Raw genomic sequence first — 15,323 nt, 5'->3', positions numbered from 1 at the left:
CACACCCCGGTGCTCGGAGTGAGTTCGGGTGTGTTGTTTCAGATACCGCACAGTGGACGCGTAGCTTCTTCGTGGTAAGTCCTCGGCCTATTAGTACCGGTCACCTGCATGCGTTGCCGCACTTCCAGTTCCGGCCTATCAACCCGGTGGTCTGCCGGGGGCCTTACCCCCTCGAGGGGGTGAGAAACCTCATCTTGGAACAGGCTTCCCGCTTAGATGCTTTCAGCGGTTATCCCTTCCGAACGTAGCCAACCAGCCGTGCCCCTGGCGGGACAACTGGCACACCAGAGGTTCGTCCGTCCCGGTCCTCTCGTACTAGGGACAGCCTTCCTCAAGTTTCTAACGCGCGCGGCGGATAGAGACCGAACTGTCTCACGACGTTCTAAACCCAGCTCGCGTGCCGCTTTAATGGGCGAACAGCCCAACCCTTGGGACCTACTCCAGCCCCAGGATGCGACGAGCCGACATCGAGGTGCCAAACCATCCCGTCGATATGGACTCTTGGGGAAGATCAGCCTGTTATCCCCGGGGTACCTTTTATCCGTTGAGCGACACCGCTTCCACATGCCGGTGCCGGATCACTAGTCCCGACTTTCGTCCCTGCTCGACCTGTCGGTCTCACAGTCAAGCTCCCTTGTGCACTTGCACTCGCCACCTGATTGCCAACCAGGCTGAGGGAACCTTTGGGCGCCTCCGTTACATTTTGGGAGGCAACCGCCCCAGTTAAACTACCCACCAGGCACTGTCCCTGAACCCGATCAGGGTCCGAGGTTAGAGGTCCAATACGATCAGAGTGGTATTTCAACAACGACTCCACCCACACTGGCGTGCGGGCTTCCCAGTCTCCCACCTATCCTACACAAACCGAACCGAACACCAATACCAAGCTGTAGTGAAGGTCCCGGGGTCTTTTCGTCCTGCCGCGCGTAACGAGCATCTTTACTCGTAATGCAATTTCGCCGAGTCTGTGGTTGAGACAGCAGAGAAGTCGTTACGCCATTCGTGCAGGTCGGAACTTACCCGACAAGGAATTTCGCTACCTTAGGATGGTTATAGTTACCACCGCCGTTTACTGGGGCTTAAATTCTCAGCTTCGCGGATCGCTCCGCTGACCGGTCCTCTTAACCTTCCAGCACCGGGCAGGCGTCAGTCCGTATACCTCGTCTTACGACTTCGCACGGACCTGTGTTTTTAGTAAACAGTCGCTTCTCTCTGGTCTCTGCGACCACCCCCAGCTCACGGAGCAAGTCCGGTCACCGGGCGTGGTCCCCCTTCTCCCGAAGTTACGGGGGCATTTTGCCGAGTTCCTTAACCACAGTTCTCTCGATCGCCTCGGTATTCTCTACCTGACCACCTGTGTCGGTTTGGGGTACGGGCCGTGTGAAAGCTCGCTAGAGGCTTTTCTCGGCAGCATAGGATCATGGAATTCGCCTCATTCGGCTACGCATCACCTCTCAGGCTGTGTGCGACACGGATTTGCCTATGTCACGCCCTACAGGCTTACACCGGTGCAACCACTGACCGGCCCCACTACCTTCCTGCGTCACCCCATCGCTTGGCTACTACCAGATCGGGTCCCGTGCATCCACACAACCGATTCCCGAAGGAACCGGCCGGCTTCAGGACGGTTAGCATCACTGATTCACCAGGGGCGCGTTCACACGGGTACGGGAATATCAACCCGTTGTCCATCGACTACGCCTGTCGGCCTCGCCTTAGGTCCCGACTCACCCTGGGCGGATTAACCTGGCCCAGGAACCCTTGGTCATTCGGCGGACGAGTTTCTCACTCGTCTTTCGCTACTCATGCCTGCATTCTCACTCGCGCCGCCTCCACACCTGGATCACTCCGGCGCTTCCCCGGCGGCACGACGCTCCCCTACCCACCCACACATCTGGCTCGAACCCCGCAGGATTCGAGCAGACTCATGTGAGTGCCGCGGCTTCGGCGGTGTACTTGAGCCCCGCTACATTGTCGGCGCAGAACCACTTGACCAGTGAGCTATTACGCACTCTTTCAAGGGTGGCTGCTTCTAAGCCAACCTCCTGGTTGTCTCAGCGATCCCACATCCTTTTCCACTTAGTACACGCTTAGGGGCCTTAGCCGGCGATCTGGGCTGTTTCCCTCTCGACTACGAAGCTTATCCCCCGCAGTCTCACTGCCGCGCTCTCACTCACCGGCATTCGGAGTTTGGCTGATTTCGGTAAGCTTGTGGGCCCCCTAGACCATCCAGTAGCTCTACCTCCGGTGAGAAACACGCGACGCTGCACCTAAATGCATTTCGGGGAGAACCAGCTATCACGGAGTTTGATTGGCCTTTCACCCCTACCCACAGCTCATCCCCTCAGTTTTCAACCTAAGTGGGTTCGGGCCTCCACGACGTCTTACCGTCGCTTCACCCTGGCCATGGGTAGATCACTCCGCTTCGGGTCTAGAACATGCCACTCGAGCGCCCTGTTCGGACTCGCTTTCGCTACGACTACCCCACACGGGTTAACCTCGCGACATGCCACTAACTCGCAGGCTCATTCTTCAAAAGGCACGCCGTCACCCCCAGCAGACCAAACTGCTCGAAGGCTCCGACGGATTGTAAGCGCACGGTTTCAGGTACTATTTCACTCCCCTCCCGGGGTACTTTTCACCTTTCCCTCACGGTACTAGTCCGCTATCGGTCACCAGGGAGTATTCAGGCTTATCGGGTGGTCCCGACGGATTCACAGCAGATTTCACGGGCCCGCTGCTACTCGGGTACCCTCCACGAGAGCCGGCGTGTTTTCGTCTACGGGATTCTCACCCTCTACGACAGGCCGTTCCAGACCACTTCGACTAACACACCGGTTTCTTACTCTCGCCCACCATGACAGTGATGGGAAGAAGGGCCCCACGACCCCACGGATGCAACGCCTGCCAGCTCTCACACACCCGCGGTTTAGCCTCTTCCGCTTTCGCTCGCCACTACTCACGGAATCACATGTTGTTTTCTCTTCCTGTGGGTACTGAGATGTTTCACTTCCCCACGTTCCCTCCACACGCCCTATATATTCAGGCGCGGGTAACACGACATCACTCGTGCTGGGTTTCCCCATTCGGAAATCCTCGGATCACAGCTCGGTTGACAGCTCCCCGAGGCATATCGCAGCCTCCCACGTCCTTCATCGGCTCCTGGTGCCAAGGCATCCACCGTACGCTCATAAACACTTACAACAAAGATGCTCGCGTCCACTGTGCAGTTCTCAAACAACACACAACAACCCCTACCGCAAGAAAACCAGTTCCTTGTTTCGCAGGTCATCGTCGCTGACAAAACACATTGCGTGTTCTCTCAGGACCCAACAGTGCACCGATATAACCACCGCGACGGGAACATGTGATCCCCGCCGGCGCGGTGATGGTTGCCAGCGTTCCACCCATGAGCTCCTGCCGTTCCACATGTGGGAACGAAACAGTCTCTGCCCGAGAGGACTTCACCTGTGTGAACCCTCGACGGGAGAAGTGCTCCTTAGAAAGGAGGTGATCCAGCCGCACCTTCCGGTACGGCTACCTTGTTACGACTTCGTCCCAATCGCCGATCCCACCTTCGACGGCTCCCTCCCACGAGGGGTTAGGCCACCGGCTTCGGGTGTTACCGACTTTCATGACGTGACGGGCGGTGTGTACAAGGCCCGGGAACGTATTCACCGCAGCGTTGCTGATCTGCGATTACTAGCGACTCCGACTTCACGGGGTCGAGTTGCAGACCCCGATCCGAACTGAGACCGGCTTTAAGGGATTCGCTCCACCTCGCGGTATCGCAGCCCTCTGTACCGGCCATTGTAGCATGTGTGAAGCCCTGGACATAAGGGGCATGATGACTTGACGTCGTCCCCACCTTCCTCCGAGTTGACCCCGGCAGTCTCCTGCGAGTCCCCAACTTGACTTGCTGGCAACACAGGACAAGGGTTGCGCTCGTTGCGGGACTTAACCCAACATCTCACGACACGAGCTGACGACAGCCATGCACCACCTGTACACCGACCACAAGGGAAACCCCATCTCTGGGGCGGTCCGGTGTATGTCAAACCCAGGTAAGGTTCTTCGCGTTGCATCGAATTAATCCACATGCTCCGCCGCTTGTGCGGGCCCCCGTCAATTCCTTTGAGTTTTAGCCTTGCGGCCGTACTCCCCAGGCGGGGCGCTTAATGCGTTAGCTACGGCACGGATCCCGTGGAAGGAAACCCACACCTAGCGCCCACCGTTTACGGCGTGGACTACCAGGGTATCTAATCCTGTTCGCTACCCACGCTTTCGCTCCTCAGCGTCAGTTACTGCCCAGAGACCCGCCTTCGCCACCGGTGTTCCTCCTGATATCTGCGCATTTCACCGCTACACCAGGAATTCCAGTCTCCCCTGCAGTACTCAAGTCTGCCCGTATCGCCTGCAAGCCCGCAGTTGAGCTGCGGGTTTTCACAGACGACGCGACAAACCGCCTACGAGCTCTTTACGCCCAGTAATTCCGGACAACGCTCGCACCCTACGTATTACCGCGGCTGCTGGCACGTAGTTGGCCGGTGCTTCTTCTGTACCTACCGTCACTTGCGCTTCGTCGGTACTGAAAGAGGTTTACAACCCGAAGGCCGTCATCCCTCACGCGGCGTCGCTGCATCAGGCTTGCGCCCATTGTGCAATATTCCCCACTGCTGCCTCCCGTAGGAGTCTGGGCCGTGTCTCAGTCCCAGTGTGGCCGGTCGCCCTCTCAGGCCGGCTACCCGTCGTCGCCTTGGTGGGCCGTTACCCCACCAACAAGCTGATAGGCCGCGGGCCCATCCTGCACCGGAAAACCTTTCCACCCCCCACCATGCGGCAGAAGGTCCTATCCGGTATTAGACCCAGTTTCCCAGGCTTATCCCGAAGTGCAGGGCAGATCACCCACGTGTTACTCACCCGTTCGCCACTAATCCACCCAGCAAGCTGGGCTTCATCGTTCGACTTGCATGTGTTAAGCACGCCGCCAGCGTTCGTCCTGAGCCAGGATCAAACTCTCCGTTGAAGACTCTCAACCAAACCCCGAAGGGCTGATCAGCCATAAGCGTAGAGCCGAATCACTAGCAAAAAACTCAAACTAGCAAAAACACTGGACCATCACAGACGGAAGAATGCGATGTCCAGCAACAACCACCCCACACGAACGCGGGGCGGCCGCACCAAAAATAATTTGGCACTGACATTCATCGGCACACTGTTGAGTTCTCAAAGAACACGCACACACCATCACCCCGCGAACCAACGTCCGCGGCGCTCCGGGGCAACCGTTCCAGCCTACCCACACCACCCGACGGGCACAAACCCGACGCACTCGGTGGGATCAGCAACGGCCCAGAACCCTACCAGAAGATCCCGAACCGAACAATCAGGCGCCTGCGTCCAACCTCGTTGTCCCGAACCCCTGCGGGCCGGGTCGGTGTCCGTGTCGCTCTGACCTGGAATAAGTTACGGGAGGAACAACAGGACGCCAAATCCGCTGGTCAAGCCCGTATGTCGGGTTGTTTTCCCAGGTGGCCGGGCGTCGCCGGCCCCGTCGTCGCGTCACCCGTCCCTCGTGATGCGCGGCACACTTGGGACCGAAACAGCGTCCGCTCAGCCGCGGTACCCGAAAATCCCTGCCGCACATGCGCTTTCAAGGAACGGCCTCAGGACTCGGAGTTCACCCGTTCGATGACGCCACCGAGTTCCTCGATGATCTCCACGAACCTCGGGTAGCCGCGATCGATGTGGTACACGTCGTGCACCTCGGTCACGCCGTCGGCACACAGTCCGGCCAGAACCAGTCCGGCGCCGGCTCGGATGTCGGAGGACCACACCGGCGCGCTCGACAGCTCCTCGACTCCGCGGACCACGGCGTGATGTCCGTCGGTACGCGCATCGGCGCCGAGGCGGATCATCTCCTCGACGAACCGGAACCGTGCCTCGAAGACGTTCTCCGTGATCATCGACGTTCCGTCGGCGACTGCCGCGAGACCGATCGCCATGGGCTGGAGGTCGGTGGGGAATCCGGGATACGGCAGGGTCGCGAAGTTGACCGCTCGGGGACGGTCGTGCTGGACGACCCGGAAACCGTCGACTTCAGGCGTCACCTCCGCGCCGGCGGAGCGGAGCTTGTCGAGCACGAGGCTCAGGTGCTTCGGGTTGATGCCCCGCACACGTACGTCACCCCGCGTCATCGCCGCCGCGATCCCCCATGTCGCCGCGACGATGCGATCTCCGATGACACGGTGGGTGGTGGGTTCGAGGCGCGAGACGCCCGTGATCGTCAGTGTCGAGGTGCCGGCGCCGGAGATGCGGGCACCCATCTGAACGAGCATGTTGCACAGGTCCACGATCTCCGGCTCCCGGGCCGCGTTGTCGATCGTGGTCTCGCCATTCGCCAGGACGGCGGCCATCAGGATGTTCTCGGTGGCCCCGACCGACGGAAACGCCAGCCGAATCGCATTGCCGTGCAGGGCGTCGGCCTCGGCCACGACGCAGCCGTGCTCGATGGTGCTGTGCGCCCCCAGCAGTCGGAGCCCCGTCTGGTGCATGTCGAGTGGGCGTGAACCGATCGCATCCCCACCCGGCAGCGCGACGACGGCCTTGCGGCATCGGGCCACCAACGGTCCGAGGACACACACCGACGCCCGGAACTGCCGGACGGCGGCGAAATCGGCCTGGTGCTTCGGCTGTGCGGGTGTCGTGATGCGCGCCTCGTCGCCCTCGAGCTCGACCTCGCACCCGAGCCCGCGCAGGACCTCGGCCATCAGCGGGACGTCGAGGATGTCCGGGCAATTGGTGATGACGCTCGTCCCCTCCGCCAAGAGGGCGGCTGCCATCAGCTTGAGCACGCTGTTCTTGGCGCCCCCGACGACGACCTCACCGACAAGCCGGTTACCACCGGAGACAAGAAAGCGATCACTCACAACGCCACAGCCTATCGACCACACTGCGGGAATACGGGAGCGGTACCGTGACCTGCATGGCTGTCCATCTCACACGGATCTACACCCGCACCGGCGACGACGGTACGACGGGCCTCAGCGACTTCTCCCGGGTATCGAAGAACGACCCGAGACTGATCGCGTACGCGGACTGCGACGAGACGAACGCGGCGCTCGGTGTGGCGCTGGCCTCGGCCGACGTACCGGAGCGGATCGCACCTGTCCTGCGCCAGATCCAGAACGACCTGTTCGACGCCGGAGCAGACTTGTCGACCCCGGTGGTATACGAGCCGAAGTATCCGCCGCTGCGGATCACCCAGGCGTACATCGATCGGCTCGAACGCTGGTGCGACGAGTTCAACGAGGGTCTGGCGCCGCTCGATTCCTTCATACTTCCCGGCGGCACCGTGTTGGCGGCCCAGCTGCACACGGCGCGGACGGTGGCACGGCGGGCGGAGCGCTCGGCCTGGGCGGCGGTGGCCGCTCATCCGGACGATACGAATGTACTGCCGGCGAAGTACCTCAACCGGCTGTCGGATCTGCTCTTCATCCTCGGTCGGGTCGCGAACCCGGACGGAGATGTGCTCTGGAAGCCGGGCGCGGGCGCGTGAAGGACGGTCGGCCGGACGTCAGTTCGGCCGACCGCGCACGGAACGGTCCGACGGACGGGATTCGATCCAGGACAGGAAGGCGGTCAGTGCGCCGCTGTCGAGCGCAATCTCGAAACTGCTTGCGCCGTCCTGGACTTCGAGGATCACAATGTCCTCGGTCATGATGTCGTGCTCGCTGCCCTCGGGCGCACGACGGTTGCGTACCTCGACGCCCTGCCGGGCCAGCCGCGAGTCCGGACCCGGACGCAGGCTCGAGAGCTTGTAGAAGACGAGCGAACGCTCGCCGTAACGGATGACGCCGTGCCGCCATCCGGCGCCGGCGCCGTTGGGCAGCCGACGCAGTATCGCTGCGGTGCCCCCGCTCCGCAGGGTGAGGAGCCGATACAGAAAAGCCGCGACGGCAACCGCGAGCAGTATCACCAGAACGATGAGAACGATCATTCCAACTGACACTGCTCGTCGGCTCCGTCGCGGCTTGTCGTATCCGTCAGGCCCGCTCGACGGCCCGGAGTCGGCCCCGGGCCGCCGCGATCTCGGCCTCGTCCTGGCTGTCGCTCAGGACGGCGCGCGCGGACTCGACGTCGATGTTCTCCGTCAGCTCCGCAGCCTCCGCGAGGATCGTCACCGTCGTGGCGGTCACCGAGAGGAAACCGCCGTGCACGGCCGCGACGACCCGCTCGCCGTCGGCGGTGGTGATGGAGACGACACCGCCTTCCACGAGCTGGCCGAGGACCGGCTCGTGGCCCGGCATGACACCGATCTCGCCCTCGGTCGTCTGGGCGCTGACCAGCCGGGCGGTGCCCGACCAGAGGCGCTCCTCGACGGCAACGAGGTCCACGGTCATTTCAGCCATCGCGGACTACTTCCCGGCGATCTTCTTGGCAGCGGCCTCGACGTCGTCGAGTCCACCGCAGCTGTTGAACGCCTGCTCGGGCAGGTGGTCGAACTCACCCTTGGTGACGCGGTCGAACGCCTCGATGGTGTCGCGCAGCGGCACCACGGAGCCGGGCTCACCGGTGAACTTCTCGGCGACGATGAAGTTCTGGCCGAGGAACTTCTGCAGGCGACGGGCGCGGCCGACGAGGACCTTGTCCTCCTCGGAGAGCTCGTCCATACCGAGGATGGCGATGATGTCCTGCAGTTCCTTGTACTTCTGCAGGATCCGCTTGACCTCGTTCGCGACCCGGAAGTGCTCGGCACCGACGATGCCGGGCTCGAGGATGCGCGAGGTCGACGTCAGCGGGTCCACAGCGGGGTAGATACCCATCTGCGAGATCGGACGCGAGAGCTCGGTGGTCGCATCGAGGTGCGCGAACGTCGTGGCCGGCGCCGGGTCGGTGTAGTCGTCGGCGGGCACGTAGATCGCCTGCAGCGAGGTGATCGAACGTCCACGGGTCGAGGTGATGCGCTCCTGGAGCTCACCCATCTCGTCCGCGAGGGTCGGCTGGTAACCCACGGCCGACGGCATGCGGCCGAGCAGGGTCGAGACCTCGGAGCCGGCCTGCGTGAAGCGGAAGATGTTGTCGATGAACAGCAGCACGTCCTGGCCCTGGACATCGCGGAAGTACTCCGCCATGGTCAGCGCGGACAGGGCGACGCGCATACGCGTTCCCGGCGGCTCGTCCATCTGGCCGAAGACGAGGGCGGTGTCCTGGAGGACGCCCATCTCCTCCATCTCGAGGTGGAGGTCGGTGCCCTCACGGGTGCGCTCGCCGACGCCGGCGAACACCGACGTGCCGGAGAACTCACGCGCGATACGGGTGATCATCTCCTGGATCAGAACGGTCTTGCCGACACCGGCACCACCGAACAGACCGATCTTGCCGCCCTTGACGTACGGGGTCAGCAGGTCGATGACCTTGATGCCGGTCTCGAGGATCTCGGTCTTGCCCTCGAGCTGGTCGAAGGCCGGCGGCTTGCGGTGGATGCCCCACTGCTCACCGTCGCGGCCGGTGCCCGGGGCGTCCAGGCAGTCACCGAGGGCGTTGAACACGTGGCCCTTGACGACGTCGCCGACCGGCACCGAGATCGGGCGGCCCGTGTCGACGACCGAGGTGCCACGCACCAGGCCGTCGGTGGGCTGCATGGAGATCGTGCGCACCAGGTTGTCACCCAGGTGCTGCGCGACCTCGAAGGTCAGGGTCTTCGCCACGGACGGCAGAGTGACCTCTGCGTGCAGGGCGTTGAACAGATCGGGAACGGCACCACGCGGGAACTCGACGTCCACGACGGGCCCGATGACCCGAACGACGCGGCCGGCAGTGGCCGAGGCCGCCCCCGCCCCGTAGTTATCGGTTGCTGCTGCGGTCATGTGCTTAGTCACTTCCTGCACTCGAGGCGAGCGCGTTGGCACCGCCGACGATCTCGCTGATTTCCTGGGTGATCTGGGCCTGGCGGGCCTGGTTGGCCTGGCGGCTGAGGGTGTTCACCAGTTCCGTGGCGTTGTCGGTGGCCGCCTTCATGGCGGTACGCCGAGCGGCCGACTCCGACGCCGCGGCATCGAGCAGCGACGCGAAGATCCGGGTGCTGATGTACTTCGGCAGCAGGGCCGCGAGCAGCGTCGAGGCCTCCGGCTCGAAGTTGTAGCCGGGCCGCGGACCGCCGTTGCTGCCGACGTGCCGGCCGTCGGTGAGCATGTCCTCGCCGAGGTCGATCTCGTCCTCGGTGACGGTCACCTCGAGCGGCGCCATGCGGCGCACCTCGGGGGACTGGGTCAGCATCGAGACGAAGCGGGTGTAGACGATGTGCAGTTCGTCGACGCCCTCGATCGTGCCCTCACCGTTCGGTGCGGGCACCTCGTTGCCGGAGCCGGCCATGAACAGTTCCACCAGGTGACGGCTCGCCTTGGCCGCATCGGTGTAGCGCGGCTCCTGCGAGAACCCGGTCCACGCCCCCGCGACCTGCCGGCCGCGGAAGGTGTAGTAGCTCAGGCCCTTGGCACCGAGCACGTAGAGCACCGGTTCCTTGCCCTCGCTGACCAGCAGCTGACGCAGCTCCTCGGCCTCCTTGAGGACGTTGGCGTTGTAGCCACCGGCCATGCCGCGGTCGCTGGTGACGACCAGGACCGCAGCACGCCTCGGGTTGGGCCGCTCGTTGAGCAGGGGGTGATCCAGCGACGCGGACGCACTCGCCAGCTCGGAGAGCACCTTGGTGATCTCCTCGGCGTACGGCTTGGATGCTGCCACTCGGGCCTGAGCCTTCGTGATCCGCGACGTCGCGATCAGCTCCTGCGCCTTGGTGATCTTCTTGGTCGAGTTGACCGACTTGATCCGCGAACGGAGCTCGCGCAGGCTTGCCATTCGTCGATCACACTCCCTTCACAGGACGCTGGGTCATGGTCTCCACGCTCACTTGCGAACAGTGGTGCGCTTGACGGAAACCTGCTCCTGCTCGACCTCGTCGGCGCCCAGGGCCTCGGCCTCGGCCTCGTTCACGACGCGGGTTCCGTCGGAGGCGATGAAGCCCTCCTTGAACTTGTTGGTCGCGGCGAGCAGCGCGGAGGCGGAGTCGTCGGTCAGCGCCTTGCCGCCGGCGATCTGCTCGTAGACACCCGACGCGCTGTGGTGCAGGTCCTCGAGCAGCTCGGTCTCGAAGCGGCGCACGTCACCGACGGGCACCGAGTCGTAGACACCCTGGCCGGCGAGGTAGATCGACACGATCTGGTCCTCGACGGCGACCGGGGCGTACTGGTCCTGCTTGAGGAGCTCGACCAGACGCTGGCCGCGCTCGAGCTGCGCCTTCGAGGCCGCGTCGAGGTCGGAGGCGAAGGCGGCGAACGCTTCGAGCTCGCGGAACTGCGCAAGCTCCAGACGCAGCGAACCGGAGACCTTCTTCATGCCCTTGGTCTGCGCGGCGCCACCGACTCGGGAAACCGAGATACCGACGTTGATGGCGGGACGGATGCCCTTGTTGAACAGGTCGGACTCGAGGAAGACCTGGCCGTCGGTGATGGAGATGACGTTGGTCGGAATGTAGGCCGAGACGTCGTTGGCCTTGGTCTCGATGATCGGCAGGGCGGTCAGCGAACCACCGCCGAGCTCGTCGGACAGCTTGGCCGAGCGCTCCAGCAGACGCGAGTGCAGGTAGAACACGTCGCCCGGGTAGGCCTCACGTCCCGGCGGGCGGCGCAGCAGCAGGGAGATCGCGCGGTACGCCTCGGCCTGCTTGGTGAGGTCGTCGAACACGATGAGCACGTGCTTGCCCTGGTACATCCAGTGCTGGCCGATGGCCGAACCGGTGTAGGGGGCGAGCCACTTGAAGCCGGCGGAGTCGGACGCGGGGGCCGCGACGATGGTGGTGTACTCCATCGCGCCGTGCTCCTCGAGGGCAGCCTTGACGCCCGCGATGGTGGAGCCCTTCTGGCCGATCGCGACGTAGATGCAGCGGACCTGCTGCTTCGGGTCGCCGGTGGCCCAGTTGGCCTTCTGGTTCAGGATCGCGTCGACGCAGACGGCGGTCTTGCCCGTCTTGCGGTCACCGATGACCAGCTGGCGCTGGCCGCGGCCGATCGGGGTCATCGCGTCGATGGCCTTGATGCCGGTCTGCAGCGGCTCCTCGACCGGCTGACGCTGCAGCACGGTCGCGGCCTGCAGCTCCAGGGCCCGGTTCTCGGTCGCCTCGATGTCGCCGAGGCCGTCGATCGGCTGACCCAGGGGGTTCACGACGCGGCCGAGGTAGCCGTCGCCGACCGGCACCGACAGAACGTCGCCGGTCCGCTTGACTTCCTGGCCCTCTTCGAGGTCCTGGTAGTCGCCGAGGATGACGGCACCGATCTCGGTGGCGTCGAGGTTCAGGGCCACGCCCAGCACACCGCCGGGGAACTCCAGCAGCTCGTTGGCCATCGCCGACGGCAGACCGCTGATGTGCGCGATGCCGTCACTGGTGTCGGCGACCACGCCGACCTCCTCGCGGGAGGCCTCCGGGGAGTAGCTCGCGGTGTAGTTGTCGATCGCGCTACGGATCTCGTCGGAGGAGATCGTCAGCTCCGCCATGTTCTTCCTGCTCTCGGTATCTGGTCTTCGAAAAGATCGCAATGTGTGTGTGTTCGGTAGTGGACTACGTGAGGCTCTTGCGCACTGCGGCGAGTCGACCCGCGGCGGTGCCGTCGATGACCTCGTCGCCCACCCGGACGACCAATCCACTGAGAAGCTCGGGAACCACCTCGACGTGCACCGTGACCGGCTTGCCGTACGTTCTGGTCAGGATACCGGTGAGCCGTTCGGTCTGCGCCGCGCTGAGGGGTGCCGCACTGCGCACGTGGGCGACGGCGCGGTCCCGCTGGGTGGCGGCGAGGTTCGACAGTTCGTCGAACGCATCGGCCGGGGCCTTGTCCTTCAGCCGTCCGACGGCCTGCACGGCCAGGGCCTCGGTGATCGCGGTGGACTTGCCGTAGAGCAGCCGCGAGAGGAACTCGCGCTTGGCCGCCAGCGGCTTGGTGCGATCGGAGAGGGCCTGTTCGAGTTCGGCGTTGCCGGCCACGATGCGACCGAGCCGGAACAGCTCGTCCTCGACGGTGTCGAGCTGATTCTGGTCGGCCGCTGCCGTCAGGAGGGCTTCGCGACCCAGCTGAACGAGGGAGTTGGTCAGGTCGGACTGGGTCGACCAGTCCTGCCCTGCCGCCTCCTTCAGGGTCGCGAGGGTGACGGGCGAGACCTTGCTCCCGAAGACCCGCTCGGCCAGCGCCTGCCGGCCGGCTGCCGGGGCCGAGGCGTCGGCCAGCGCACTCCGCAGGGTGCGCTGATCGTCGAGCACCTCGACCACCGAGAACAGCTCGGAGCCGGCCTGCGCCGCAGCTGCAGTTGCGGCACCCGCGGCAGCGGATGCGGTGCTCGACGCCAACGCGCCCTGCAGCGCGGAACGCGTCTGAGCGAGTGCCTCACGGCTTGCTGCGTACATGGTGCTCACTTTCGGGATGCAGAGTCAGCGCTGAGGGAGTCGAGCTCGCTGAGGAAGCGGTCGATCGAGCCGGCACGCCTGACGTCGTCGGAGAGGGACTCCCCGATGACCTTCTCGGCCAGATCCACGGCGGTGCGGCCGAGGTCACCGCGCAGCTCGGTCACGATCTGCTGGCGCTGGGCCTGCAGCTGGTTGTGACCGGCAGCGACGATGCGGTCGCTCTCCTCCTGGGCCTGGGCCTTCATGTCCGCGATGATCTGCTGGCCCTGGGCGCGGGCCTCCTCACGGATCTGCGCCGCCTCGGTGCGGGCCTCGGCGAGCTGCGCGCGGTACTGCTCGAGCGCGGCCTTTGCCTCGGCCTGAGCTTCCTCGGCCTTCTTGATGCCGCCTTCGATCAGCTCCGAACGCTCGTCGAGCACCTTCTGGAACAGCGGAAGCACGTACTTCCAGAAGACGAGCCCGACGATGATCAGGGCGACCAGCGACCAGACGATGTCGTACGTCGCAGGGAGCAGAGGATTCTGGTCCTCCGCCTCCGCCGCGAGCAACAGGATGCTGTCAGCCATGGTCGTCAGATCAGAAGATGAAGCCGGCGACGATACCGATCAGCGCCAGGGCCTCGGTGAACGCGATACCGAGGAACATGGTGGTGCGCAGCTGGCCGGCCATCTCGGGCTGGCGGGCCATGCCCTCGATCGCCTTGCCGACGACGATGCCGATGCCGATGCCGGGGCCGATGGCCGCGAGGCCGTAGCCGACCGCACCGAGACCGCTGATGGTGCTCTCCGTCTGGGCGAGGACGTCAACTGCCTGAAGCGCAACGCTCATTGGTGTTCCATTCCCTTTCTTGTGGCTCGGCCCCGGGGATCGGCAACCGAGTCAGTCTGTGTGTTGTGTGGGTAGTGCCGGTCGGCGTGCTAGTGCTCTTCGGCGTGCAGCGCCAGGTCGATGTACACCGCAGTCAACAGCGCGAAGATGTACGCCTGCAGGACGATCACCAGCAGCTCGAAGAAGGTGAACGCGATGCCACCGATCAGCGAGCCGATACCGAAGATCTTCATCGCGCCGTCGGCGCTGAAGAAGAAGAACTGGGTTGCGCTGAAGAACAGCACCAGCATGATGTGGCCGGCCAGCATGTTCGCCATGAGACGGATGGTGAGCGTGAACGGGCGCAGCAGGAACGTCGAGATGAACTCGATCGGGATGACCAGCACGTGCAGCGCGGGCGGCAGGTTCGGCACGACGATGCTGCTCTTGACGTAGCGGAAGAACCCGTACTTCTTGATGCCCACGTAGTTGAAGACGACGTAGGCGAGGGCCGCCAGCACGATCGGCATTCCGATACGCGCGTTCGACGAGATGTTCAGGAACGGGATGACCGACGTCAGGTTGAGTCCGACCACGAGGAAGAAGATGGTCACGAGAACCGGAAGGAATCGGCGGCCCTGCTGCTTGCCGAGGATGTCCTCGGCGATGTTGATCCGCACGAAGTCGATCATGATCTCGGCGACGTTCTGCACACCGCGGGGCACGATCTTCGGGCTGCGCATCGCGAGCGCGAAGAACAGCGCCACGAGCACGGCCACGACGACGCGGATGAGCATCAGGCGGTCCATTTCGAAGGGGGTGCCTTCGAACAGAACTGCTGGGGGGAAGAAATCGGCTAGTGACGGCGCGTGGAATTCTCCGGCAGCCAAGGTGGTGACGCTCAGCGCTCTCTCCCGTAGTCGGCCGCAGGCATTGCCGTCTGCGGTTCGATCGGACATTGACGATCCAACAAGTCGACCAGGTCGGCTCGCGTATTCGCCAGCTGCTGTCGGCTCCCGATCGGGGCCAGCGTCTGTCGGTGTCGGCGACTCTCGTCGACTCG

At 63.9% G+C, this 15,323-nt stretch carries 11 protein-coding genes and 2 rRNA genes; 1 reads left to right on the top strand and 12 read right to left on the bottom strand.

Annotated features, from left to right (window positions below):
* Window positions 1-70 precede the first annotated feature (70 nt).
* The 3 genes from ACM26Y_RS09300 to murA form a co-directional block, all read right to left on the bottom strand.
* Window positions 71-3,204, bottom strand: a 23S ribosomal RNA gene (locus tag ACM26Y_RS09300).
* A 299-nt stretch (window positions 3,205-3,503) separates the two neighbouring features.
* A 16S ribosomal RNA gene (locus ACM26Y_RS09295) occupies window positions 3,504-5,026 on the bottom strand.
* The 16S and 23S rRNA genes sit together here, the layout of an rRNA operon.
* Window positions 5,027-5,666: 640 nt before the next feature.
* The gene (gene murA / locus ACM26Y_RS09290; RefSeq protein ID WP_416063285.1) at window positions 5,667-6,929 is read right to left on the bottom strand and encodes a UDP-N-acetylglucosamine 1-carboxyvinyltransferase; all 1,263 of its coding nucleotides are present in this window, start codon (window positions 6,927-6,929) and stop codon (window positions 5,667-5,669) included.
* A 56-nt stretch (window positions 6,930-6,985) separates the two neighbouring features.
* On the opposite strand from murA, the gene ACM26Y_RS09285 reads away from it, so the two are divergent.
* Complete coding sequence (locus ACM26Y_RS09285; RefSeq protein ID WP_416063284.1) at window positions 6,986-7,558, top strand: cob(I)yrinic acid a,c-diamide adenosyltransferase; 573 nt, start codon at window positions 6,986-6,988, stop codon at window positions 7,556-7,558.
* A gap of 18 nt (window positions 7,559-7,576) precedes the next feature.
* Here the strand turns inward: ACM26Y_RS09285 and ACM26Y_RS09280 are convergent, their stop codons facing one another.
* The 9 genes from ACM26Y_RS09280 to atpB all read right to left on the bottom strand — a co-directional run bounded on the left by ACM26Y_RS09280 (window position 7,577) and on the right by atpB (window position 15,219).
* The gene (locus ACM26Y_RS09280; protein ID WP_003935749.1) at window positions 7,577-7,999 is read right to left on the bottom strand and encodes a DUF2550 domain-containing protein; all 423 of its coding nucleotides are present in this window, start codon (window positions 7,997-7,999) and stop codon (window positions 7,577-7,579) included.
* 46 nt (window positions 8,000-8,045) lie between these two features.
* Window positions 8,046-8,411, bottom strand: coding sequence for a F0F1 ATP synthase subunit epsilon (locus ACM26Y_RS09275; RefSeq protein ID WP_040781827.1), 366 nt, complete (start codon window positions 8,409-8,411; stop codon window positions 8,046-8,048).
* A 6-nt stretch (window positions 8,412-8,417) separates the two neighbouring features.
* Window positions 8,418-9,869, bottom strand: coding sequence for a F0F1 ATP synthase subunit beta (gene atpD / locus ACM26Y_RS09270; RefSeq protein WP_003935751.1), 1,452 nt, complete (start codon window positions 9,867-9,869; stop codon window positions 8,418-8,420).
* 4 nt (window positions 9,870-9,873) lie between these two features.
* Complete coding sequence (locus ACM26Y_RS09265; protein WP_003935752.1) at window positions 9,874-10,857, bottom strand: F0F1 ATP synthase subunit gamma; 984 nt, start codon at window positions 10,855-10,857, stop codon at window positions 9,874-9,876.
* Between the two features lie 48 nt (window positions 10,858-10,905).
* Window positions 10,906-12,549, bottom strand: coding sequence for a F0F1 ATP synthase subunit alpha (gene atpA, locus ACM26Y_RS09260; RefSeq protein ID WP_003935753.1), 1,644 nt, complete (start codon window positions 12,547-12,549; stop codon window positions 10,906-10,908).
* 64 nt (window positions 12,550-12,613) lie between these two features.
* A complete protein-coding gene (locus ACM26Y_RS09255) occupies window positions 12,614-13,453 on the bottom strand; it encodes a F0F1 ATP synthase subunit delta (protein WP_040781830.1) in 840 nt (279 codons plus the stop codon).
* A gap of 5 nt (window positions 13,454-13,458) precedes the next feature.
* Window positions 13,459-14,019 carry a F0F1 ATP synthase subunit B gene (locus ACM26Y_RS09250; protein ID WP_003935755.1) on the bottom strand — a complete coding sequence of 187 codons (561 nt, stop codon included), beginning with the start codon at window positions 14,017-14,019 and terminating at the stop codon, window positions 13,459-13,461.
* 10 nt (window positions 14,020-14,029) lie between these two features.
* Window positions 14,030-14,281, bottom strand: a complete 252-nt coding sequence (locus ACM26Y_RS09245; protein WP_003935756.1) for an ATP synthase F0 subunit C — start codon at window positions 14,279-14,281, stop codon at window positions 14,030-14,032.
* A gap of 89 nt (window positions 14,282-14,370) precedes the next feature.
* Entirely contained in the window at window positions 14,371-15,219 is an 849-nt protein-coding gene (atpB, locus tag ACM26Y_RS09240; protein ID WP_172603547.1) for a F0F1 ATP synthase subunit A, read from the bottom strand.
* Window positions 15,220-15,323 lie beyond the last annotated feature (104 nt).

It is taken from the genome of Rhodococcus indonesiensis (assembly GCF_047782815.1).
GTDB lineage: Bacteria > Actinomycetota > Actinomycetes > Mycobacteriales > Mycobacteriaceae > Rhodococcus > Rhodococcus indonesiensis.
Note: the sequence above shows the minus strand (reverse complement) of the source record. Positions and strands in the feature narration are given on the sequence as shown.

Excerpts from the sequence above, each read along its gene's own strand:
- ACM26Y_RS09265 (WP_003935752.1), bottom strand. The coding sequence starts at position 10,857 with ATGGCAAGCCTGCGCGAGCTCCGTTCGCGGATCAAGTCGGTCAACTCG.
- atpD (WP_003935751.1), bottom strand. The coding sequence starts at position 9,869 with ATGACCGCAGCAGCAACCGATAACTACGGGGCGGGGGCGGCCTCGGCC.
- ACM26Y_RS09245 (WP_003935756.1), bottom strand. The coding sequence starts at position 14,281 with ATGAGCGTTGCGCTTCAGGCAGTTGACGTCCTCGCCCAGACGGAGAGC.
- atpB (WP_172603547.1), bottom strand. The coding sequence starts at position 15,219 with ATGTCCGATCGAACCGCAGACGGCAATGCCTGCGGCCGACTACGGGAG.
- ACM26Y_RS09250 (WP_003935755.1), bottom strand. The coding sequence starts at position 14,019 with ATGGCTGACAGCATCCTGTTGCTCGCGGCGGAGGCGGAGGACCAGAAT.
- ACM26Y_RS09275 (WP_040781827.1), bottom strand. The coding sequence starts at position 8,411 with ATGGCTGAAATGACCGTGGACCTCGTTGCCGTCGAGGAGCGCCTCTGG.
- ACM26Y_RS09285 (WP_416063284.1), top strand. The coding sequence starts at position 6,986 with ATGGCTGTCCATCTCACACGGATCTACACCCGCACCGGCGACGACGGT.
- ACM26Y_RS09255 (WP_040781830.1), bottom strand. The coding sequence starts at position 13,453 with ATGTACGCAGCAAGCCGTGAGGCACTCGCTCAGACGCGTTCCGCGCTG.
- ACM26Y_RS09280 (WP_003935749.1), bottom strand. The coding sequence starts at position 7,999 with ATGATCGTTCTCATCGTTCTGGTGATACTGCTCGCGGTTGCCGTCGCG.
- atpA (WP_003935753.1), bottom strand. The coding sequence starts at position 12,549 with ATGGCGGAGCTGACGATCTCCTCCGACGAGATCCGTAGCGCGATCGAC.